19 protein-coding genes are annotated in these 20,989 nt (G+C 57.8%); 11 read left to right on the plus strand and 8 right to left on the minus strand.

From position 1 onward, the window contains the following. Window position 1 precedes the first annotated feature (1 nt). Genes hpaE through IAE27_RS08845 form a run of 3 tightly spaced genes read right to left on the minus strand, consistent with a single transcriptional unit; the run spans window position 2 to window position 2,858 of the window. The gene (gene hpaE / locus IAE27_RS08835) at window positions 2-1,468 is read right to left on the minus strand and encodes a 5-carboxymethyl-2-hydroxymuconate semialdehyde dehydrogenase (protein WP_108704239.1); all 1,467 of its coding nucleotides are present in this window, start codon (window positions 1,466-1,468) and stop codon (window positions 2-4) included. Beyond that, window positions 1,465-2,229, minus strand: coding sequence for a fumarylacetoacetate hydrolase family protein (locus tag IAE27_RS08840; protein ID WP_004108544.1), 765 nt, complete (start codon window positions 2,227-2,229; stop codon window positions 1,465-1,467). Before IAE27_RS08840 ends, hpaE begins: the two co-directional genes overlap by 4 nt. Beyond that, the gene (locus tag IAE27_RS08845; RefSeq protein ID WP_070556374.1) at window positions 2,226-2,858 is read right to left on the minus strand and encodes a fumarylacetoacetate hydrolase family protein; all 633 of its coding nucleotides are present in this window, start codon (window positions 2,856-2,858) and stop codon (window positions 2,226-2,228) included. The genes IAE27_RS08840 and IAE27_RS08845 overlap by 4 nt, the downstream gene beginning before the upstream one ends. Window positions 2,859-3,143: 285 nt before the next feature. Here IAE27_RS08845 and hpaR point away from each other — a divergent pair, with 285 nt between their 5' ends. Next, window positions 3,144-3,581, plus strand: coding sequence for a homoprotocatechuate degradation operon regulator HpaR (hpaR, locus tag IAE27_RS08850; protein WP_004110337.1), 438 nt, complete (start codon window positions 3,144-3,146; stop codon window positions 3,579-3,581). A gap of 118 nt (window positions 3,582-3,699) precedes the next feature. Here hpaR and IAE27_RS08855 read toward each other — a convergent pair whose 3' ends face one another. Further along, complete coding sequence (locus IAE27_RS08855; RefSeq protein WP_023329202.1) at window positions 3,700-4,914, minus strand: amino acid deaminase; 1,215 nt, start codon at window positions 4,912-4,914, stop codon at window positions 3,700-3,702. Window positions 4,915-5,115: 201 nt separating this feature from the next. Here IAE27_RS08855 and IAE27_RS08860 point away from each other — a divergent pair, with 201 nt between their 5' ends. From IAE27_RS08860 to IAE27_RS08880, 5 genes are all read left to right on the plus strand, one after another. Then, entirely contained in the window at window positions 5,116-6,555 is a 1,440-nt protein-coding gene (locus tag IAE27_RS08860; RefSeq protein ID WP_023329203.1) for an N-acyl-D-amino-acid deacylase family protein, read from the plus strand. 10 nt (window positions 6,556-6,565) lie between these two features. Then, window positions 6,566-6,958: a RidA family protein gene (locus IAE27_RS08865; protein WP_004108533.1), complete on the plus strand. Its 393-nt coding sequence runs from the start codon at window positions 6,566-6,568 to the stop codon at window positions 6,956-6,958. A gap of 96 nt (window positions 6,959-7,054) precedes the next feature. Continuing rightward, window positions 7,055-8,539 (plus strand): sodium:solute symporter family protein, encoded by a 1,485-nt coding sequence (locus IAE27_RS08870; protein WP_016809286.1) that lies wholly within the window; start codon window positions 7,055-7,057, stop codon window positions 8,537-8,539. Then, the gene (locus tag IAE27_RS08875; protein ID WP_108704236.1) at window positions 8,536-9,408 is read left to right on the plus strand and encodes a 2-dehydro-3-deoxygalactonokinase; all 873 of its coding nucleotides are present in this window, start codon (window positions 8,536-8,538) and stop codon (window positions 9,406-9,408) included. The genes IAE27_RS08870 and IAE27_RS08875 overlap by 4 nt, the downstream gene beginning before the upstream one ends. Next, entirely contained in the window at window positions 9,395-9,997 is a 603-nt protein-coding gene (locus IAE27_RS08880) for a 2-dehydro-3-deoxy-6-phosphogalactonate aldolase (RefSeq protein ID WP_108704235.1), read from the plus strand. Before IAE27_RS08875 ends, IAE27_RS08880 begins: the two co-directional genes overlap by 14 nt. Here the strand turns inward: IAE27_RS08880 and IAE27_RS08885 are convergent. Together IAE27_RS08885 and IAE27_RS08890 are read right to left on the minus strand one after the other, a co-directional pair. Beyond that, window positions 9,994-10,857 carry a MurR/RpiR family transcriptional regulator gene (locus tag IAE27_RS08885; protein WP_024273690.1) on the minus strand — a complete coding sequence of 288 codons (864 nt, stop codon included), beginning with the start codon at window positions 10,855-10,857 and terminating at the stop codon, window positions 9,994-9,996. The two genes, IAE27_RS08880 and IAE27_RS08885, sit on opposite strands and share 4 nt — an antisense overlap. 70 nt (window positions 10,858-10,927) lie before the next feature. After that, the gene (locus IAE27_RS08890; protein ID WP_004110351.1) at window positions 10,928-11,461 is read right to left on the minus strand and encodes a GNAT family N-acetyltransferase; all 534 of its coding nucleotides are present in this window, start codon (window positions 11,459-11,461) and stop codon (window positions 10,928-10,930) included. A gap of 32 nt (window positions 11,462-11,493) precedes the next feature. On the opposite strand from IAE27_RS08890, the gene IAE27_RS08895 reads away from it, so the two are divergent. Next, window positions 11,494-12,330 carry a GNAT family N-acetyltransferase gene (locus IAE27_RS08895; RefSeq protein ID WP_154022881.1) on the plus strand — a complete coding sequence of 279 codons (837 nt, stop codon included), beginning with the start codon at window positions 11,494-11,496 and terminating at the stop codon, window positions 12,328-12,330. A 3-nt stretch (window positions 12,331-12,333) separates the two neighbouring features. Here IAE27_RS08895 and IAE27_RS08900 read toward each other — a convergent pair whose 3' ends face one another. Both IAE27_RS08900 and IAE27_RS08905 read right to left on the minus strand, forming a co-directional pair. Then, window positions 12,334-13,695 (minus strand): MFS transporter, encoded by a 1,362-nt coding sequence (locus tag IAE27_RS08900; RefSeq protein ID WP_064345415.1) that lies wholly within the window; start codon window positions 13,693-13,695, stop codon window positions 12,334-12,336. A gap of 178 nt (window positions 13,696-13,873) precedes the next feature. Continuing rightward, the gene (locus IAE27_RS08905; RefSeq protein ID WP_004108518.1) at window positions 13,874-14,788 is read right to left on the minus strand and encodes a GntR family transcriptional regulator; all 915 of its coding nucleotides are present in this window, start codon (window positions 14,786-14,788) and stop codon (window positions 13,874-13,876) included. 138 nt (window positions 14,789-14,926) lie between these two features. Between IAE27_RS08905 and IAE27_RS08910 the strand changes: the two genes are divergently transcribed. From IAE27_RS08910 to IAE27_RS08925, 4 genes are all read left to right on the plus strand, one after another. Then, entirely contained in the window at window positions 14,927-15,949 is a 1,023-nt protein-coding gene (locus IAE27_RS08910) for a zinc-binding alcohol dehydrogenase family protein (protein ID WP_004110354.1), read from the plus strand. Window positions 15,950-15,960: 11 nt separating this feature from the next. Then, window positions 15,961-17,406, plus strand: a complete 1,446-nt coding sequence (locus tag IAE27_RS08915) for a tagaturonate reductase (RefSeq protein ID WP_154022880.1) — start codon at window positions 15,961-15,963, stop codon at window positions 17,404-17,406. Window positions 17,407-17,690: 284 nt separating this feature from the next. Then, complete coding sequence (locus tag IAE27_RS08920; RefSeq protein ID WP_032742623.1) at window positions 17,691-20,456, plus strand: sigma 54-interacting transcriptional regulator; 2,766 nt, start codon at window positions 17,691-17,693, stop codon at window positions 20,454-20,456. A gap of 99 nt (window positions 20,457-20,555) precedes the next feature. Then, complete coding sequence (locus IAE27_RS08925; protein ID WP_004108510.1) at window positions 20,556-20,978, plus strand: PTS sugar transporter subunit IIA; 423 nt, start codon at window positions 20,556-20,558, stop codon at window positions 20,976-20,978. Window positions 20,979-20,989 lie beyond the last annotated feature (11 nt).

The raw sequence follows: 20,989 nt of genomic DNA on the forward strand, positions 1-20,989 counted from the left end.
ATCAGACTCCCCATTTTGGGATCGGATGGTCGCCCATCGAGATGCAGACGTTTTTCATTTCAGCGAACACTTCAAAGCTGTATTCGCCGCCTTCACGGCCGGTACCGGAGGCCTTCACGCCGCCGAACGGCTGACGCAGGTCGCGGACGTTCTGGGTGTTGACGAACACCATTCCGGCTTCGATGCCGCGCGCCAGGCGCAGCACTTTGCTGACGTCCTGGGTCCAGATATAAGAGGCGAGGCCGTACTCCACATCGTTGGCCAGGCGCAGACCTTCCGCCTCGTCTTTAAACGGCAGCAGACAGGCTACCGGGCCAAAAATCTCTTCCTGCGCCACGCGCATGCGGTTATCGACGTCCGCCAGCACCGTTGGCCGCAGGAAGTTGCCGTTTCTCAGATGGGCAGGCAGATCGGCGGGCTTATCCGCGCCGCCGGCCAGCAGGGTCGCTCCTTCTTCAATGCCGAGGCGGATATAGCCGGAGACTTTCTCCCAGTGCTGCTGGCTAATCAGCGCGCCCACCTGAGTGTTCGGGTCGGTAGGGTCGCCGACGCGCAGGCGATTCGCGCGTTCGGCAAAGCGTTTAACGAACTCGGGGTAGATGCTCTGCTGAATGAAGATGCGCGAGCCGGCGGTGCAGCGTTCGCCGTTGATCGAGAAAATGGTGAACAGCGCGGCGTCGAGAGCGCGCTCAATATCGGCGTCTTCGAAAATCAACACCGGCGATTTGCCGCCCAGCTCCATGGAGTACTTTTTCAGCCCGGCGTTTTTCATGATGTTGCGCCCGGTGGCGGTACCGCCGGTAAACGATACCGCGCGTACGTCATGGTGGCGTACCAGCGCATCGCCCGCCGTCCCGCCATAGCCCTGAACCACGTTCAGCACCCCCGCTGGAATGCCCGCTTCCAGCGCCAGTTCGCCAAGACGGTCAGCGGTTAGCGGCGACAGTTCGGACATTTTCAGCACCGCGGTATTCCCCAAGGCCAGGCACGGCGCCACCTTCCAGGTCGCGGTCATAAACGGCACGTTCCACGGCGACACCAGCGCGCAGACGCCGACCGGCTGCACGAGGGTGTAGTTGAGCATCTTGTCATCAACCGGATAGGTCTTACCGTTCATTTGCTGGCACACCTCGGCAAAGAACTCGAAGTTGTGCGAAGCGCGCGGGATCAGCACGTTTTTGGTCTGGTGGATCGGCAGGCCGGTGTCGGCGGTCTCCATGGCGGCGATCTCCGGGACGTTCTGGTCGATCAGATCGCCCAGCCGGCGCATCAGACGCGCGCGCTCTTTCATCGGCAGATTGGCCCATTTCGGAAATGCCTCTTTTGCCGCCGCCACCGCCTGATTCACCTCGTCAGCCCCGCCGGAGGCGACCTCCGCCAGCACTTCGCCGGTGGCCGGGTTAGTGGTATGGAAATACTCCGCGGCGGCGACGTTTTTGCCGTTGATCCAGTGGTTAATTTTTTTCATGACAGCTTCTCCTCATATGCCTGCTGGCTAATGATGTGGTTGACCAGACGGCCGACGCCTTCCACTTCGACGATCACTTCATCGCCCGGCACCACGTCCGACAGCCCCTTCGGCGTACCGGTGGCGATCATGTCGCCCGGCTGCAGGGTCATAAATTCGCTGAGGTAAGCGATCAGGAACGGAATGCTGAAGATCAGATCGGCGGTAGTGCCCTGCTGGCGCAGCTCGCCGTTGACCCAGGTGCACAGCGCCAGGTTGTGCGGATCGGGGATCGCCTCTTTGCTGACGATCCACGGGCCTATCGGCGTCAGGGTGTCGCGGCTTTTGACCCGCAGGTTGGGGCGATAGTAGTTTTCCAGGTAGTCGCGGATGGCGTAGTCGTTGCAGACGGTGTACCCGGCTACGTACTCCATGGCGTCGGCTTCGGCGACCTTACGCGCGGTTTTGCCGATCACCACCACCAGTTCAGCCTCGTAGTGCATGTACTCGACGTTATCCGGGCGCACCGACTCTTGCCTATGGCCGATAAAGGTGTTGGGCGCTTTGATAAACACCAGCGGTTCGGTTGGCGGCGTAAACGCCAGCTCGCTGGCGTGATCGGCGTAGTTCAGGCCCAGCGCGAATAGGGTGCCGTCGGCGGGCGGCAGCCAACGAAACTCGCCTTCCTTAAGCAGACTGCCGTTGGCGAGCTGGACCTGACCACGTTCATTCACCTGGACATCGTGCCGCTGTCCCTGCCACTCAATACGTGCTTGCCTCATACCAGCTCTCCTTCATCAATCACCGGGTTTTCCAGCGCCGGGAAGCCCTCGGCGAGAATACGTACGCGATCGCCGGGGCGCAGCGTAACGCGGGAGTGGGGCGTACCGATCAGAATCGCATCGCCGGGATTGAGGGTGGCGAATTCGCTCAGGGCGCTCAGCAGCTCGGCGGCGGAGCGCTGGAGATCGGCGGTAGTCCAGCTGTCCGCCTCGCGACCGTTGATTTCGGTGATGATGGTCAGGTTATCGACATCGCTGAGCGGCGCGAGTGCGCCAAGCGGACAGAAGCCGTCGCGGCATTTGGCTTTTATGGCCGGACGATAGAAGCTCTCTTCCGGCAGGCTGATGTCGTTCGCCAGCGCGTACCCGGCGATATAAGCCGCGGCGTCTTCTGCAGCGACTTTGCGCGCGGTTTTACCGACGATCAGCGCCACGGTGGCGCCACTCTGCACGGTTTCGCCTTGCGGGTAGGGAATGCTCTCGCCATCGCCGATAACGGTGTTGCGCGGTTTGATAAACCAGACCGCGGTCTTCGGCGGCGTTTTATAGGGGGCCTGTTGAAACGCTTCGCGCCAGGCGTCGAGCTGGCTGCGGTGGTTAAGCGCCACGGCGAAGATGGTACCTTTCATTTACCACTCCTCTGCTACGGATTTGGGAAGTCAGTTAATTCATTAATATGTTAATGATCATCTTTTATGCTTTGCGGGAATGTTTGGCAAACAGAAGTGAATGTTTTGTGATCGGATTAACAATAAATTTACAGATTTGTATTTTAATTATTATTAATCAATTAGATAACAAAAGCAGTTGTACCATCTGGTACTTTTCAGAGGCAGAAACCGGTTGCCTTCGGAGGGAATTAGCGCTAATTATTAACTTATTAACAGATTGGGGATTTACTTCAGAGGTATGTGATGCATGATTCGTTAACTATCGCGCTGCTGCAGGCGCGGGAAGCGGCGATGGCCCACTTTCGGCCCATCGTTAAACGCCACAATCTGACCGAGCAGCAGTGGCGTATCGTGCGTATCCTCGCCGAACATCCGTCGATGGATTTTCACGATCTGGCCTTTCGCGCCTGTATTTTACGTCCGAGCCTGACCGGCATCCTGACCCGTATGGAACGCGACGGCCTGGTGCTGCGTTTAAAACCGGTAAATGACCAGCGCAAGCTCTACGTTTCGCTGACGCCGGCGGGTTCGACGCTTTATGAAAGCGCCCAGGCCCAGGTAGAAGAAGCCTATCGCCAGATCGAAGCCCAATTTACCGTCGAAAAAATGCGTCAGCTTACCGCGCTGCTGGAGGAGTTTATCGCCCTGGGGAATGGAGCGCAGGGAGAGGGAGAGGAATAATACATTGTCCGCGCGAAAAACATCCCGGAGGCGGTGCTGGCGCACCTGTCCGGGCTACGGGTTCACAGCACGGTAGCCCGGACAGGCGCAGCGCGCCGCCTCCGGGAGAAAGCGTCCTTCAGAACAAGGTATCGAGCTCTTCCAGCACGTTATACTGCTCGTCCACCAGCAGCAGGGTTTTCCATTTATCAAACGTCAGGCACGGATGCGAGGTACCGAATACCAGAATATCGCCGACCTGCACGTCGCTGCCGGGCGCGAGGCGCAGCATACAGTGCTGGTCCATAATCCCCACGCTCTCGATCCCCTCCGCGGATAGCTGCGCGCCGTTGCGATAGCGGGCCACAGGCTGCGGCAGGCCGGCGTCAAAGGCGCAGTCGCGCTTGCCGAAGTTCACCACCGCGCGATCGGCTTCCGGCACCGACTGGACCATCGCCATCAGCTCCAGCGCTGAGGTTAAATCACCGCTCAGATCGCAGGCGATCGGATCGCGGGCCACCAGTGCTTTCTGCGCGATATCGTAGATCCCACGGTCGTGGGTGATATAGCACCCGGGGCGGATAACGATTCGGCAGCGCGCCGGTTTCTTCGCCGCCAGCCAGATATTGCACACCACGTCATACCAGACGGTACCGGCTCCGGTCAGCACAAACTCCCCCTCAACCAGATGTTCCATCCGGCAGGCCAAATCGGCGGCCTGGCGCAGCAGAGCCTCCACCTGCGGCTGCGGATCGTCGCCGTGTAACACCCCTTCATACAGTTCGAGACCGCGCAGCCTGAGGCCCGGAAGTTCCGCCGCGGCCTGCGCCAGCGCCAGCGCATCCTCAACGCTGCGGCAGCCGCAGCGCCCACCGGCCACGCCCAGTTCAATCAGCACGTCCAGCGTTTGCCGCCGTTCGTCGAAGAAAGTCGACAGCGCGCGGGCGTTGGCAAGGCTATCGATGCAGCAGATAAACTCCGCCGTACGGTAATGCGCTTTCAGGCGCGATACCGCCTGCATATTCGCCCTGCCGACCAGCTGATTGACCATCAGGACGCGCTCAACGCCGCTGGCCATCGCCGCGCTGGCCTGCCAGGCGCTGCCCACGCCGATTCCCCATGCGCCCGCCCGCTGCTGCGCCTGAAAAATCCACGGGGTCATCGTTGTTTTACCGTGCGGGGCCAGCGAGACGCCGCGCGCGTCGGCGTAACGCTGCATCCAGGCGATGTTATTTTCCAGCGCCGTTTTTTTCAGCAGCGCGGCCGGAAGGCAAACCTCCTCCGCCAGCAGATTGGCCGGTGCGGACATTATGGCGGCTTTGTGCGGAATAAGCGTATCGGAATGGTATTTCATAACACTATCCTTTTAGGGTTTATGATCGGATTAAAGCTAAGTATCAAGCTTAATATATTGAAATATATGAAATATATAATTTGTTTTTGTTTTTTGTGAATAAAAGTATCACAATTTGATCTGGTTTTTGCGTAGTTTTCCACTGTTTTTCCGCCTTGTAAATGGTTTACTTGTCGGCAGAGTTGAAAGGGAGTAATTGCGATGAAAGTTAACTGGCTTTTCAAAAACGTCACGGTCATTGACGGCAGCGGCGGACCACAGTTTCGCGGCGACGTGGCGGTGAAGGGCGATCGAATTGTGGATATGGCCCCGGCGCTGAACCTGGCGGCGGAGCAGGTGATTGACGGGCAGGGGCGCGTGCTGGCTCCCGGATTTATCGATGTGCATACCCATGACGATATCAACGTCATCCGTATGCCGGAGTATTTACCGAAGCTGAGCCAGGGGGTGACGACGGTGATTGTCGGCAACTGCGGGATCAGCGCGGCGACGGCGACCATGCACGACGGCGTACCGGACCCGATGAATCTTCTGGGTGAGGCGGAGCACTTTGTTTATCCCACCGTTGACGTTTATGCCCACGCGGTGGCGGCTGCGAAGCCGTCATTAAACGTCGGCACGCTGATTGGCCATACCGCGCTGCGTAATAACCATATGGACGATCTGTTCCGCCCGGCGACGGAGATCGAGATTGCCGGAATGCGGGTGCAGCTGCGCGACGCGCTGCGTCAGGGCGCGCTGGGGCTGAGTAGCGGGCTGGCCTACGCCAGCGCGTTTCAGTCCACCACTGAAGAGGTGATGGCGCTGGCCGAGGAGCTGGCGGCAGAAGGGGGAATTTATACCACCCACCTGCGTTCGGAGTTCGAACCGATTCTGGAGGCGCTCGACGAGGCGTTCCGCATTGGCCGCCACGGTAACGTACCGGTGGTGGTATCGCACCATAAGTGCGCCGGCGCGAAAAACTGGGGTCGCACGAAGGAGACGCTGGCTTTCTTCGATGAGATGCGCCAGCGCCAGGAGATCGCCTGCGACTGCTACCCCTATTCTGCCAGCTCGTCGACGCTGGATATGAAGCAGGTCACCGATGAGTTCGATATCGTCATTACCTGGTCGGAGGCGCAGCCCGAGCAGGCCGGAAAAACCCTGCAGCAGATTGCTGACGGCTGGCAGGTTAGCCTGCACGAGGCGGCGGCGCGGCTGATGCCCGCAGGTGCCATCTACTACAACATGGACGAGCAGGACGTGCGGCGGGTACTGCGTTATCCGGTGACCATGATCGGCTCAGACGGTCTGCCGAACGACCCGATGCCGCACCCGCGGCTATGGGGCGCGTTCCCGCGGGTCCTGGGCCACTACTGCCGAGATGAACGGCTGTTTCCGCTGACCACCGCTATCCACAAAATGACCGGTCTGTCGGCGGCGCGTTTCCAGCTGGCAGAGCGTGGGCTGGTGAAAGTGGGCTATTTTGCCGATCTGGTGCTGTTTGATCCGCAGACGGTGCGCGATGTCGCCAGCTTCTCCGACCCGAAACAACCGGCGGACGGTATCGAGGCAGTGATGGTTAACGGCGTGATGAGCTACGGCAGCGATAAAAAGATTACCGGGCGCGCAGGGCGTTTCCTGCGCCGCCGAATGAACTAAGGAGAGAAAAATGAGCATTAAACGTTATGGCGTTGAGGGCGGTACCGGGACCGGTGGGCAGCATCTGCCGTTCGCGCGCGCGGTGGAGGCGGGGGGCTGGCTGTACGTTTCCGGCCAGACGCCGATGAAGGAGGGTGAAGTGGTGGAAGGGGGCATCGTTGACCAGGCGCGTCTGGCGATTCAGAACTGTGTGGATATCATGACCGAAGCGGGCTACACCCTGGCCGACGTGGTGCACGTCAAGGTGATCCTCACCGATGCGCGCTATTTTCAGTCTTTCAATAAAGTATTCCGCGAGTTCTTTGGCGACAATCCGCCTGCCCGTATCTGCTGCGTAGCGGACCTGGTAGTGGATTGTAAAGTTGAAGTGGATGTGACCTGTTATAACGCGGCTCGCGTATAAAAATTTATTAACCAGAAATATAAACAGGATTTTTGAGCGCTGAATTCATTCAGCGCTTCGTAGCCTTTTACCTACTCAACTGGCAGGATGTGAATTATGAATAGTCATATCTTTTTAGTCGGCTTTATTATTTACGCGCTGGCCATGATTTGGCTTGGCTGGTACGTGTCGCGTAATCAAAAAAGCGGAGAAGATTTTTTACTCGGCGGCCGTTCCTTACCGCTGTTTCTGACCCTGGGCTCTACCGTGGCGACCATGGTGGGCACCGGTTCAAGCATGGGCGCGGTTGGCTTCGGCTACAGCAACGGCTGGGCCGGGATGCTGTACGGCGTGGGCGGGGCCATCGGTATTTTGCTGGTCGCCTGGCTGTTCGCCCCGGTGCGCAAGCTGCGCTTTATGACCATGAGCGAAGAGCTCTCTTATTATACTGGCGGTAGTCATTTAATTAAAAATATCGTCGGCATAATGATATTTGTGGCCTCTATTGGCTGGCTGGGGGCGCATATTCTTGGCGGCAGCATGTATTTATCCTGGGCGACGGGAATAAATCTGACGCTAGCGAAAATTATTATCGCTCTGGCCTTTGCGATTTACGTCATCATCGGCGGTTATTCTGCGGTGGTGTGGACGGATACCATTCAGGCATTAATTCTGTTTTTCGGTTTTATCCTGATGGCAATTCTGGCGGTGGTTCACGTCGGGGGATGGGATGCCATCGTCCAGGCGATGGATCCCAAGGCGATGAGCCTGTTTGCGGTCGATAAACTGGGGGCCATTCCGGCGCTATCGCTGGCGATGGTCATCGGCGTCGGCGTGCTGGCGACCCCTTCCTATCGCCAGCGTATTTACTCGGGGAAAGATGTCTCTTCGGTGCGCCGCTCGTTTGTCTATACCGGCGTGCTGTATCTGTTTTTCTCGGTGCTGCCGGCGATTATCGGCATGGCGGCATGGACCATGAACCCCAATCTCGAGAACAGTAATTACGCCTTCCTGTTCGCCACCAGCTTCTTACCGGCGATCCTCGGGCTGGTGGTGCTGATTGCCGGGCTTTCGGCCACCATGTCCTCGGCCAGCTCTGACGCGATAGCCGCCGTGGCCATCATGATGCGTGATGTTTATACCCTCATCACCGGGAAAATGCCCCCTGCGGATAAAGCGATAACGCTCTCCCGCTGGATGCTGGCGTTCGTTATCGGCCTGGCGATGATTTTCGCCCTGACCTCGAACGATATCATCAGCTATATCACCAAAATGATCTCCATGCTGATGTCCGGTCTGTTCGTCTGTTCGATTCTCGGTCGCTTCTGGCTGCGCTTCAACTGGCAGGGCGCGTTTACCGCGCTACTGAGCGGCATGCTGGTTTCTCTTGTGGTTCTGATGAAAGCCGACTGGCTGGCTTACTGGGGGAACCCGTGCATTCCGTCGGTCGTCGGCAGCTTTGTTTTCGCGATTTTTGTCACCCTCTTGACGCCAGCCAGCAAAGTTAGCCGTGAGCAGGCGCTGGAAATGATCACGCAGGAGCGTGAAGGTCAGGCGATGCCGGCGAAGACGACGGTGCAGGTCTCAGGAGAAGCACAATGAAGGACTATATTGCCGTCGACTGGGGCTCTACCCAGCTGCGCGGCTGGCTGATTCGCAATGGCCAGTGCGTCGAAACAAAGCAGCTGCCGCTGGGTATCACCCGCCTGAACGGACGAGCGCCTGCCGACGTATTCGTGGAGCATTTGGCCCCCTGGCGCGGCGCGGAGGCGCTGCCGGTGCTGATGGCCGGGATGATCGGCAGCGATGCGGGCTGGCAAGCGGTACCGTATCTGGACTGTCCGGCAGCGATCGACGCGCCAGGGCAGCAGCTATGCGCCGTTGCTGAAGGCGTGTGGATTATTCCCGGCCTCAAGATTGAACAGGACGGGGATTTCAACGTGATGCGCGGCGAAGAGACACAGCTGCTGGGGGCCTGGCAGCTGGCGCCGGCGGAGTGTTACGTGCTGCCGGGCACCCACTGCAAATGGGTACAGGTGGCGAACGGCGCGGTGCGTCATTTTGCCACGGCGATGACCGGTGAACTGCATCATCTGCTGATGACGCAATCGCTGATCGGCAAAGGGCTGCCGGTCCAGCAGCCGGATGAGACGGCGTTTGAACGGGGGCTGGAAAAAGGACTGGCGCAGCCGTCGCTGATTAGCGAACTGTTTGTCGCCAGGGCCGCCCGGGTGCTGGGAGGTCTGGCCGCGACCTCGGTCAGTGACTATCTCTCCGGGCTGCTGATTGGCGCGGAAGTGGCGACCCTGGGGGAGCGTTACCGTATCTCTGGCGTCACGCTGGTTGGCGACCCGGCGCTGAATACCCGCTACAGTCGGGCGATGAAGGCGCGCGGAATGACGGTTAACAGCTGCAGCGGCGATGAGGCGCTGCTGAGCGGCATGGCGAGGATAATGCATGGACAAGATTAAACTGGTGGCGATTTTACGCGGTATTCGCCCCGCTGAGGCAGCGGAGCATATTGAGACGCTGATAGAGGCAGGATTTCGCTATATCGAAATTCCGCTCAATTCGCCGGACTGGCAGCAGAGTATTCCGCAGATGGTCGCGCGCTTTGGCGAGCAGGCGGTGATTGGCGCGGGAACGGTACTTAAGGTGGAACAGGTCGATTTTCTGGCCGATGCCGGAGCGAAGCTTATCGTGACGCCGAATACTGAGCCGACGACGATCCGCCGGGCGGTGGCGCGCGGAATGCGGGTTTGCGCCGGGTGCGCCACCGCGACCGAGGCGTTTAACGCGCTGGATGCCGGGGCGCAGTGGTTGAAAATTTTCCCGTCTTCCACTTTTGGCCCGGACTACATTCGGGCGCTGAAAGCGGTGCTGCCGTCGGAGGTGCCGGTGCTGGCGGTCGGCGGCGTGACGCCGGAGAATCTGGCAAGCTGGGTAGAGGCCGGGTGCGCCGGCGCTGGCCTGGGAAACGATCTGTATCGCGCCGGGCAGGCCGTGGAACGTACCCGTCAGCAGGCGGAGAGGTTTATCGCCGCCGCCCGCTGCGGTTAATCGCCCAGCGGCTGGCGATCGACGCCGCCGCGGTGGCTGTCGAGCGCCAGCTTAATCCGGCGCAATCTGCCTTTTGCCTGAGTTTTGTTGGCCATCGCCAGTTCGGTGGCCAGCACGTCAACCATCGCCAGCATCGCATAGCGTGAAGTGCTGGGCTTGAAAATGTAGTCGTTTTCGCGCACCAGCAGCGGCAGCACCAGATCCGCCTGCTCCGCCAGCGGCGTTCCGCCGGGGGTGATGGCAATGACCTTTGCGCCGTACTGCCTGGCAATCGCCGCGCTCTCGATGATTTCCTGGGTATAGCCGCCCAACGACAACACGATAACCACATCCTTTGGCGTCACCGCCGAGCTCATCATGCGCACCAGCAGACCGTCGTTCTGGCTGACAACCGGGAGGCCGAGGCGAAACAGGCGATACTGGATCTCCTGAGCGCAGATGGTAGAGCCGCCGCCCATCCCGAGCGCCAGGATCTGCCGCGCGTCGCTCAGCCAGCTCACCGCACGCTTCAGCGCTTCAATGTCCAGCGCCCGGCGGTTGGTTTCCAGCACGCCGATGATCGACTCGTAGATCCCCTGTACGCCCTCAAGGTCCGGGACATCGAGGATAAATCGCTGTCCGACCGCCAGAGATTGCGCGAGCCTCATCTTCAGCTCACGGACGTCTTTACAGCCGAGCGCCCGGGCAAAGCGGGTAACGGAGGCCTGGCTGGTGTGGGTCAGACGCGCCATCTCCGCGATGGGCAGCTCCGCCGCCGCCGCGACATCATCGAGAATGAACTGCGCGATGCGCTTTTCGGTCGCCGTGAGTTCCACAAAGCGATCGGTTATGCAGGAAATGATATCGATTGACCAGGACATACGGGTATCAACAGGTAAGTTATCAATGATACTTTGTACCATATTCCGCCGCTGAAATCAGCGCCGGAGGCTACAGCGTTAGGCGCATGGCGCAGCGCGTCTCCGGCGGCAGACCGTGTTCCGTTTCCAGCTCCCTTTTCGCCGCCAGTCCCGCCAGTAGTCTTCGCTCACTTAACATTGAAAACCCCAGTCGCGTGTAAAACGGCGCGTTCCAGGGCACATCGCGGAAGGTGGTGAGCGTGACCGCCGGATAAGCCGCCTGGCGGGCTGTCTCAATGACCTGCTCCAGCATCATGCGGCCAATGCCTCGCCCCTGCCATGCCTGATGAACGGCGATCTCGACGATAAACAGCGCATCATCCAGCGGTTCGCTCAGCAGGAAGCCTATCGGTTGGTCATCGGCCACGGCCAGCAGGCTGTGGTCAGTTTCAAGGAACAGCCGGTGGCGCTCGGGGCTTATCACTTCGCTTTCCGCCAGCCAGGCCAGCGCCGGAATCTGGCGAAAAGCCTGGGCCGCCGAGCGCTCAATGGCGGGCAGAAGAGGGATGTCTCTCTCCTCAGTCAGGCGTAACGTCGCGGCGGCGGTTATAGTGTTAGTTTTCATCACCTCAGCATAGCAGCCTCCGGGAGAAATGTATGGAGCTTACCGCCGTTTCCGCCACTCAGTTTAGCGTCGCGCAGCTGACGACGATCCTTTGCGACTGTTTCGAAGATTACCTGGTTCCCGTCACGCTGTCGGTAGAGGTTTTTGTCCAGCGTTTTAACGCCGAAGGGCTGAGCCTGCTGGATTCCTGCGTCTGGCTGGATGGTGATGTCCCTGCGGCGATGGCCGTTGTCGCCCGGCGCGGCGATGAAGCCAGGCTGGCGGCATTTGCGATGCGACCCGCGTATCGCGGAAAGGGCGTCGGACGCCGGCTGATGGGGTCGCTGCTGGATGCATTGCGCGAGCAGGGCGTACGGCGGATGTGGCTGGAGGTTATTCGCGATAACCACGCTGCGGTAGCGCTGTATCGATCGCTGGGCTTTGAGATCCGGCGCGGGCTGTGCGGCTATTTCAGCGCGCAGGCTGGGAGCGACGGGCCCTCCGTATTACAGGATGATGATGTACTGGCGCTGGCGCGCAGGGCCGGCGCCGAGATTAATGGCCAGCTGCCCTGGCTCATGGACCCGTTTACCTTCAGCACCCTGCCGTGTCGGGCCATGAGTTTCCATCACCAGGCTTTCGCCGTGCTGGCCACCTTATCCAGCAGGCCGCAGCTGCAGTTTTTATGGGTCGAGCCCGCCGCACGCGGGCGCGGGCTAGGGCGGGAAATGCTGATAGCGCTTGCCCAACGCTTTCCGGGGCTCGGGACCTCGGTGACCATCCCGGAACGCTTTACCCCCCTGTTCCAGGCCGCCGGCTATACGCCTGGGGTATTAAAACAGTATGAAATGAGCGCAACGCTGAGCGCCCTGCCATCAGCAGGGCGTTAAGATTCAGCCGTTACGCGGGTCGCTAATCGGCTGACGGACCAGGAAAATATAGGCCAGCGCGCCGAGGGCGGTGACGCAGCCGCAGATCACCAGCGCCAGCTGGAATGAGTGGGTGGTATCGACAATAAACCCGGTCACTACCGGCGCGAAGGAGGCGCAGATAAAGCTGGCGAAGTTCTGGATGCTGCCGACGGACGCGGTCATTCTTGATGCCACCGCGACGTGAATTAAACCCCAGCAGGAAGTACCGGCAAAGTGGATGCAGAACAGCGCCATGCCGATTAACAGCACCGCAGCGATAGAGGTGGTGGCATGCGGCACGATCAGCGTAAACGCGGCGGAGCAGAACATCCCGGCAATAATACAAATTTTACGGCTTTTGATCGGCGCCATGCCGCCTTTAACCAGCCAGTCGGTAACGTAACCGTTGATGAGCATACCGGCGGCGCCGAACAGAAAAGGAATGGCGGCCATAAACCCGGTACTTTTCAGATCGAGGTTATACGCCGTTTGCAGGTAGCCCGGCAGCCAGGCCAGATACAGCCAGGCGGTATAGTTGATGCCGCTGAAGCCCAGCATCATTCCCCACATGGTTTTGTTTTTAAACAGGCTGCGCCATTCGGCAAAGCTCAGCGGGTCACGGCGAACGTTGACGCTTCCGGCATTAAGGTAGGCCTGCTCATCGGCGGTGAGGGGGATATCCTCCCGGTTGCGATAGAGCATATACCAGCCGATAGCGACGAAGATCCCCAGCACGCCGATGGTAATGAACATCCAGCGCCAGCCCATCATCAGCATCATCGCGGCAAGGATCGGCGGGCTGATCGCGACGCCAATCGTCGAGGCGGCGTTAAAGAAGCCCATCGGGCGGCCGCGCTCTTTAATATTAAACCAGTCGTTGATCACCTTGACGCCGCACGGGTTCATCGGCGCTTCGCCGATCCCCATGCCGATACGCACCAGCACGAACTGGGTAAAGCTATGTACCATCCCGGAGACCGCCTGGAACAGCGACCAGAAAAACATGCCCAGCCCCAGCATGATGCGCGGGCCTTTACGGTCCAGCAGCGGCCCGCAGGGGAGCTGGGCGATGCCGTAGGCCAACGAGAAAACGGACAGCAATGCGCCGATTTCGGTGGCGCTGAGCCCCAGCTCTTCGCGAATCGTTAAGTTCGCGACGGACAATGAACTTCTGTCGAGGTAGTTAATCACCGCCGCCAGAAATAACAGGATCATTGCCGTTGTCTGAATTTTTTTAATGCGCGCGCTGCGCGTTAACGTATTATTTAACGGAACGCTGGCAGTCTCCGCCTTTCCTTTATCAAAGGTTGTCTGCGGGTCGATAGTTATATTTCGTGATTCCACGCCTGACTCCTGGTTATTCTATTTGAACGACAAGTGACATCGAATGGTTTAAACCCACCCACCTATTTCACAGTAAAGTAAGTCGACTTGTTTTCAGCATAAATAACCTTTTTTCTGGCACTGGATTATGTTTTGAGAACTGTGCTGCTGATAATCATTTTCTGTTTTTAATCGGTACTTAATGAGCCAGGGATTCGCTCTGCCTGAGCGAGTTAATCATCGATTGCTTCGCCGAGTTCAGGTGGTTACGCAGCGCCAGATTGGCGTCCAGATCGCTGCGGCAGATAAGCGCGCTCAGGATGGTCATATGTTCATCAATGGCGATGATATTACGCTGTTTAAGGTCACTCTCATCCCACTGATAGTGAAAGTGGAAAATCACGGAAATAATCTCAAGCGATTGATTGAAAAATATATTCTCAGCCGCGGACAGGAGCAGCGAGTGAAAGTCGCGATCGAGCTGGGAAAACATACGAAAGCTGTCGCCGATGCTGTCACGCAGTGCGCGATGGCGCTCAAGCAGGGTTTTCGCCTGCAGCCAACGGGCGTCGTTGTCCGGGAGATTGAGAAAATGCTGAAGCGCGTGGGTTTCCAGCATTTCCCGCAGCTCGAACAGCTGCTCAGCCCAGGATTGCTCAAATTTCTTCATGTTCCACTGGCCGCGCTTTTCGCTTTCAATCAGGTTGTAGCGGCTGAATTTCAACAAAAATTCCCTCACTACGACCGGACTGACGCCGGCAGCACGCGCCAGCTGCAGCTCGGAAAACATCTCTCCGGCGCGCAGCTGACGCTGGTTAATCATGGTGAAAAACGCCTGCTCAAAGAGACGGTTCTGCTCGGCCAGCGAGGCGCTGGAGCCATCGAAGCCGTCCTGCATCTCCGGCTGGCGAAGGATCTGATAATCCCGAGCGTTCTGACGCAATACGCCCCGCTCGCACAGGTGGCTGAGGATATGGCGCACGGTGGTGCGGCTGATGTTGTACATCTCCGCCAGCGCGCTTTGTGAGGGCAGCGGCGACGGAAGAAAGCCGCGCGCCATATCGTTAATGACCTGGTTAATGACGTTGTGACGAAGGTTTTGCGAGCGGCTCATTATACATCTCCATTTTTTAGCTATTAAAGCCGGATTTAAAACAGTTTTGTGCGTGAGATTTCACAATTTTTGCAATGAATTTATTCTCACCTCTGTTTTTCATCGATATCTAAGCCAACAAATACGGAGGCAATTATTATGACGTCGATGAATACATTAGTTTGTCAGGAACCTAAAATATTGCGCTGGGAAAAACGCCAGATTCCCATTCCCGGTGATGATGAAGTGCTCATTAAAATAAAAACGGTGGGGATTTGTGGTACGGATATTCACGCCTGGGGAGGGAATCAACCTTTTTTTAGTTATCCACGCGTGCTCGGACATGAAATATGCGGCGAGATTATCGGTCTCGGTAAAAATATTCTTAACTTGAAAAGCGGACAGCAGGTAGTCGTCATACCTTACGTTGCCTGCCGTCAGTGTCCGGCCTGTTTGAGCGGCAGGACTAATTGCTGCGAGAAAATTTCGGTGATCGGCGTGCATCGGGACGGCGGGTTTAGCGAGTACCTCTGCGTGCCGGTAAAAAATCTGCTGGTGGTGGATGACGTCGAGCCGGAAGCCGCAGCGCTGATTGAGCCTTTCGCCATCAGCGCCCACGCGGTGCGTCGCGCCGCTATCCAGCCGGGAGAGCAGGTGCTGGTGGTCGGCGCGGGACCCATTGGTCTCGGGGCGGCGGCTATCGCTAAAGCCGACGGGGCGCAGGTGGTGGTGGCGGATACCAGCCCGGCGCGGCGCGACCATGTGGCGCAGCACCTTGGTCTGGCCACGCTCGACCCTTCTGACCCGCAATTCACCGAGCAGCTGTGTGACATGTTTGGTGGTTCGCTGGCGCAGAAGGTGATCGACGCCACGGGGAATCAGCAGGCGATGAACAACACGGTAAATTTAATCCGTCACGGCGGCAGCATCATTTTTGTTGGCCTGTTTAAAGGTGAACTGCAGTTCCCGGACCCGGAGTTTCATAAGAAAGAGACAACCATGATGGGCAGCCGTAATGCGACGGAAGAGGATTTCGCCAAAGTCGGACGTCTAATGGCTGAGGGAAAAGTGACCGCCAGAATGATGCTGACCCACCGTTACGATTTCAGGTCGCTGGCCGAGATTTACGAAAGCGAAGTGATTAACAATCGCCAGCTTATTAAAGGCGTCATTCATTTTTAGCAGGAAAGGCTATGAAATCGTTAAACAGACAAGATTTTCCCGGGCCGCACTACCCGACGCGCGTGATTCAGTTCGGCGAGGGCAACTTCCTGCGGGCGTTTATCGACTGGCAGCTGGATCGGCTGAATGAGCAAACCGATCTGGCGGCAGGGGTGACCATTATTCGCCCGATCAACACCGAGTTTCCGCCGTCGCTCAATACCCAGGATGGACTTTACACCACGGTGATCCGCGGGCTGGACGAACGTGGCGAGGCGGTCAGCGAAGCGCGGATTATTCGCTCCGTTAATAACGAGATCAACCCCTGGCATGATTTTGCTGGCTATCTGGCGCTGGCTCGTAATCCGGCGATTGAGTTCGTATTTTCAAATACCACTGAAGCGGGTATTAGCTATCATGCCGGGGACCGGCCTGACGATAAGCCGCCGGTCAGCTTTCCGGCGAAGCTGACCCAGCTGCTGCTCGAACGTTTCCGCCATTTCAACGGCGCAGCGGATAAGGGGTGGACGATTATCCCCTGTGAGCTGATCGACTACAACGGCGAAGCGCTGAAGGCGCTGGTGCTACGCTACGCCGACGAGTGGCAACTGCCCGCGGCTTTTCGCGACTGGGTTGAGACCGCCAATACATTTTGTTCAACGCTGGTTGACCGTATCGTCACCGGTTATCCGCGCGAGGAAGCGGCAAAGCTGGAGGCGGAACTGGGCTACCATGATGCTTTCCTGGATACCGCCGAATACTATTGGTTATTCGTCATCCAGGGATCGCAGGCGCTGGCGGAGACGCTGCGGCTAGATCGCTACCCGCTCAATATCCGTATCGTAGAGGATATCCGGCCCTACAAAGAGCGCAAGGTTGCCATTCTTAACGGCGCGCATACCGCGCTGGTGCCGGTGGCGTGGCTGTGCGGTGTCGATACCGTTGGCGAAGCGATGCATGATCAGGCCATACGCCATTATGTGCAGCAAACTATCGACGAGGAGATTATCCCGGCGCTGGATTTACCCGCCGATGAGCTACGGCAGTTTGCCGATGCCGTGACCGGGCGCTTTCTTAATCCCTGGATTCGCCATCAGCTACTCTCCATCGCCCTGAACGGCATGACTAAGTTTCGTACCCGGATCCTGCCGCAGCTGCTGACGAATATTCGCCGGCACGGCACGATCCCGCCGCGGCTAACGTTTGCCCTGGCGGCGCTCATCGCCTTCTATCGCGGCCAGCGCGACGGACAGACCTATCCGTTGCAGGATGATGACGTCTGGCTAACCCGTTTTGCCGAAGGATGGGCGCAGGTGGCGCGCGGCCGCCCGCTGCATGAACTGGTCACGGAAGTCCTGCAGGATGCAGCGCACTGGGGTGAAGATCTGACGGCAATACCGGGGCTTGCCGATCAGGTCACGCGGTATCTGGAAATGATTTTGAGCGCGGGGATGCGGGAGGCCCTGAGGCGGCTGTAGTCGGTTTGTTGTGCGGCGTCCGCGGATTTGGACGCCGTTTTTTTTGTGCTCTGAACCGCAAAAAATAAATTAAGCGCCAATGGTTGGCAGATTTCCCGCATCATAAGAGCCTATCCCATTAGGGCTATTTTGCTTGCCATTTTGAACCTGGACAGTGCTCAGAATCCTCACGTACTACGTGTACGCTCCGGTTCTTCCGCGCTGGCCGTGTTCAAACTGCCTGCGCCAATAACGCCTACTGGAAGAGGCTCTAAGTACCTATGATGGCATTGATGGGGGATGCGATGCGTAAAACGGAACTATTGGCTTTTCTGCAAAATCAGACCGATTTTTTTGATCCGGATAACCTGAGCGAGGTCTTCACCGCCGGCTACCTGGCCCGGCGTTTTGCCATGCAAAGAAATACCGCCAGCCACTATCTGAATCAGCTGGTGGCCCAGGATGTGCTGGTGAAGATTAATACCCGTCCGGTCTATTTTCTGCATAAGGCCGCCTTCTGCCAGCAGTTTTTCCCCCTTTCCCGCAGCGAGTACACCAGCATGGCGGAGCTGCTCGCGGAGAGCGATCGACAGCCGGAGCAGGCGGATCATTTTTCATTGCTTACCGGCCATGACGGTAGCCTGCGCAAGCCGATCGAACAGATGAAAACCGCGCTGTTTTATCCCAACGGTGGCCTGCCGCTACTGATCGTCGGCGACAGCGGAACTGGCAAAAGCTATATGGCGGAGCTGATGCATGAGTTTGCCATCGCCCAGGGACTGCTGCCGCCCGATGCGCCCTTTGTCAGCTTCAACTGCGCCCAGTATGCCAGCAACCCGGAGCTGCTGGCCGCCAACCTGTTTGGCTACGTGAAAGGCGCGTTTACCGGCGCGCAGGGCGATAAAGCCGGGGCGTTTGAAGCGGCAAACGGCGGCGTGCTGTTTCTCGATGAAGTCCACCGTCTGGATGCGCAGGGACAGGAGAAGCTCTTCACCTGGCTGGATCGCAAAGAGATCTATCGGGTGGGAGAAACGGCGCAGGGGATGCCGATATCCCTGCGGCTGGTGTTTGCCACCACCGAAGATATTCACAGCACGTTTCTGACCACCTTTATTCGTCGTATCCCGATCCTCGTTAGCCTGCCTGATTTACAGACCCGCAGCCGCCACGAGAAAGAAGCGCTCACGCTGCAGTTTTTCTGGCAGGAGGCGCGCACGCTCGCCGCCCGGCTGCAGCTGACGCCCCGGCTTTTGCAGGTGCTGACGCACTACGTATATCGCGGTAACGTCGGTGAGCTAAAAAACGTGATTAAGTACGCCGTTGCGTCAGCCTGGGCCAGGGCTCCGGGCAGCGAGAAGCTGAACGTCACGCTGCACGATCTGCCGGAAAATATCATGGCCGCGACGCCGGCGCTTAGTGAACCGATGGGCCATGAAGAGCCGCTGCTTATCGAACCGCAAACCAGCCTGGTCTGGCTGCTGCGCGCGCGCGACCCGGTTCAGGGGCTGATTTATGATACTCAGTGCCGCGTTCTCGCGCTGTATGAGGCGGTGCTGAGCAAAAAAAGGCTCTGGGAAGAAGCGCAAAAAAGCATGGGCGAGGAGATTGAAACCCTCTTCGATCGGCTGATATTTGATAATCACGATACCCAGAGTTCGCATATGCTGCTGCTGATAACGCATCAGGTGCGGGAGGAATTTTATCGCCTTGAAAAGCGCTTCAATATCCAGTTTAACGGCAACTGTATTTATGCTCTAAGCCACTACCTGATTCATCGTTCCCGCCAGGCGCAGTCGACGATGAGCAACGAGAAAAGCCGCCAGCTGGAGGATTTCCTGGCGCAAAAATATCCGTTGCTGTATCGCTTTTGTGAAGAGATCCTCGCCGCGCTGGCGCTGAAGCTGGACATTGAACCCCGGCGTATTGACCTGCTGTTGCTGGTGCTGTGGTTACAGAAAAATGGCGCCATTAGCCAGCAGCAGGTGACCCGGGCAATTATCCTCGCCCACGGTTACGCCACCGCCAGCAGTATCGCTAACGTGGCGAACCGGTTGCTGAAAAGCCAGCTGTTTGAGTCATTCGATATGCCGCTTGATGTCACGCCGGAGGCTATTGCTAACCAGGTGATGGCCTATATTGAGAGTCACGCGCTGGCCTCCGGACTGGTCATCCTGGTCGATATGGGTTCGCTGAACGCCATTCATAGCCATTTTAACCGTCGGCTGACGACGCCGATGGCGATAATTAATAACGTCTCGACCGGGATGGCGATGTACGTCGGCGAGCGAATTTTGCAGGGCGACATGCTGGAAGATATCGTCCGGGAGATCCGCGGTGACCTCGCGATCGAGCATCAGCTCTATTACCCGCAAACGGACAAACCGCGGGCGATTCTTACGACCTGCGCCACCGGCCTGGGAGCGGCGGCGAATCTGTCGGCGCTGTTAAAAGCCAGCATCCCTGAAGCACTGGGGATCGATATTGTGGCATGCGATGTGGAGACGCTCGCCGATCCCGCGCGGCGGCAGCCGATGCTGAGCCGCTATGAGGTGCTGGCGATCGTCGGAACCCTGGACCCGCAGCTTGCCGATCTGCCGTGGATTTCGCTGGATTCGTTAATCTCCGGCGAAGGGAGCCGCCCGCTGATGCGCATCTTCGGCGAGCTGGCCACCGCTGAGCAGGTCAGCGAAATCAATAACCTGATCCTGAAGAATTTCTCGCTGCGCCGGGTGATCGAGTCGGTGACGATCCTCGATACCGGTAAAGTGATCAATCAGGTTGAGCAGTTTTTACTGCGCTATGAGCATCTGGCCGGCTGCGATGTGCCTAACGATCGCAAGGTAGCGCTGTATGTGCATATCAGCTGTCTGATAGAGCGCCTGATCCGCAACGCCTCGCCATCCCATTATTCCGGAAGGCAGTGTCCGCAGAGCGAGCTGGCGACGCTCCGCGAGGCTTTTAGTGTCATAGAGAGTGGATATAGTGTCAAAATCCCCGCCGTAGAGCTGTACTACATTCACGATATTCTGACGCGGGAAACGGAATTTATTCAGGAAGATCAAGAGTTTTAATCCCCTTCATTAGTTGATCCTTGCGCTAGCCGGCGCGCCACTGTTTCTGGCACGCCGGTTGCAATCAAGAAAGCAGTGGAATGCGCTTTCGAGGTAAGGATGAAACGACACTATATTTTTGCCAGCCATGGCACCTTTGCTAACGGTTTGCTGAACTCCGTGGAGCTGATCCTCGGTAAACAGCCGGATATTCATACCCTGTGCGCCTACGTCGAGGAGGAGGCCGACCTCACGCAGCAGGTGGAGACGCTGCTGGCGCGTTTTCCCGCCCAGGATGAGCTGATTGTGATTACGGATATTTTCGCCGGTAGCGTCAATAATGAATTTGTGCGCTTTCTATCGCGCCCGCACTTTCATTTATTGTCCGGCTTAAATCTGCCGCTGATTATTGATTTGCTCATTTCAGCTGGCGAAGAGAATACCGAAAAATTAATTTCTGAAGCATTAATAAGCGCCAAAGAGAGCATTCAGTACTGCAATCAGACGATTGCCAGTGCGATGACTATTGATAAAGACTTCTGAAATGAGGGAAC

Origin of the sequence: Klebsiella sp. S69, assembly GCF_016516145.1 — a bacterium.
GTDB lineage: Bacteria > Pseudomonadota > Gammaproteobacteria > Enterobacterales > Enterobacteriaceae > Klebsiella > Klebsiella oxytoca.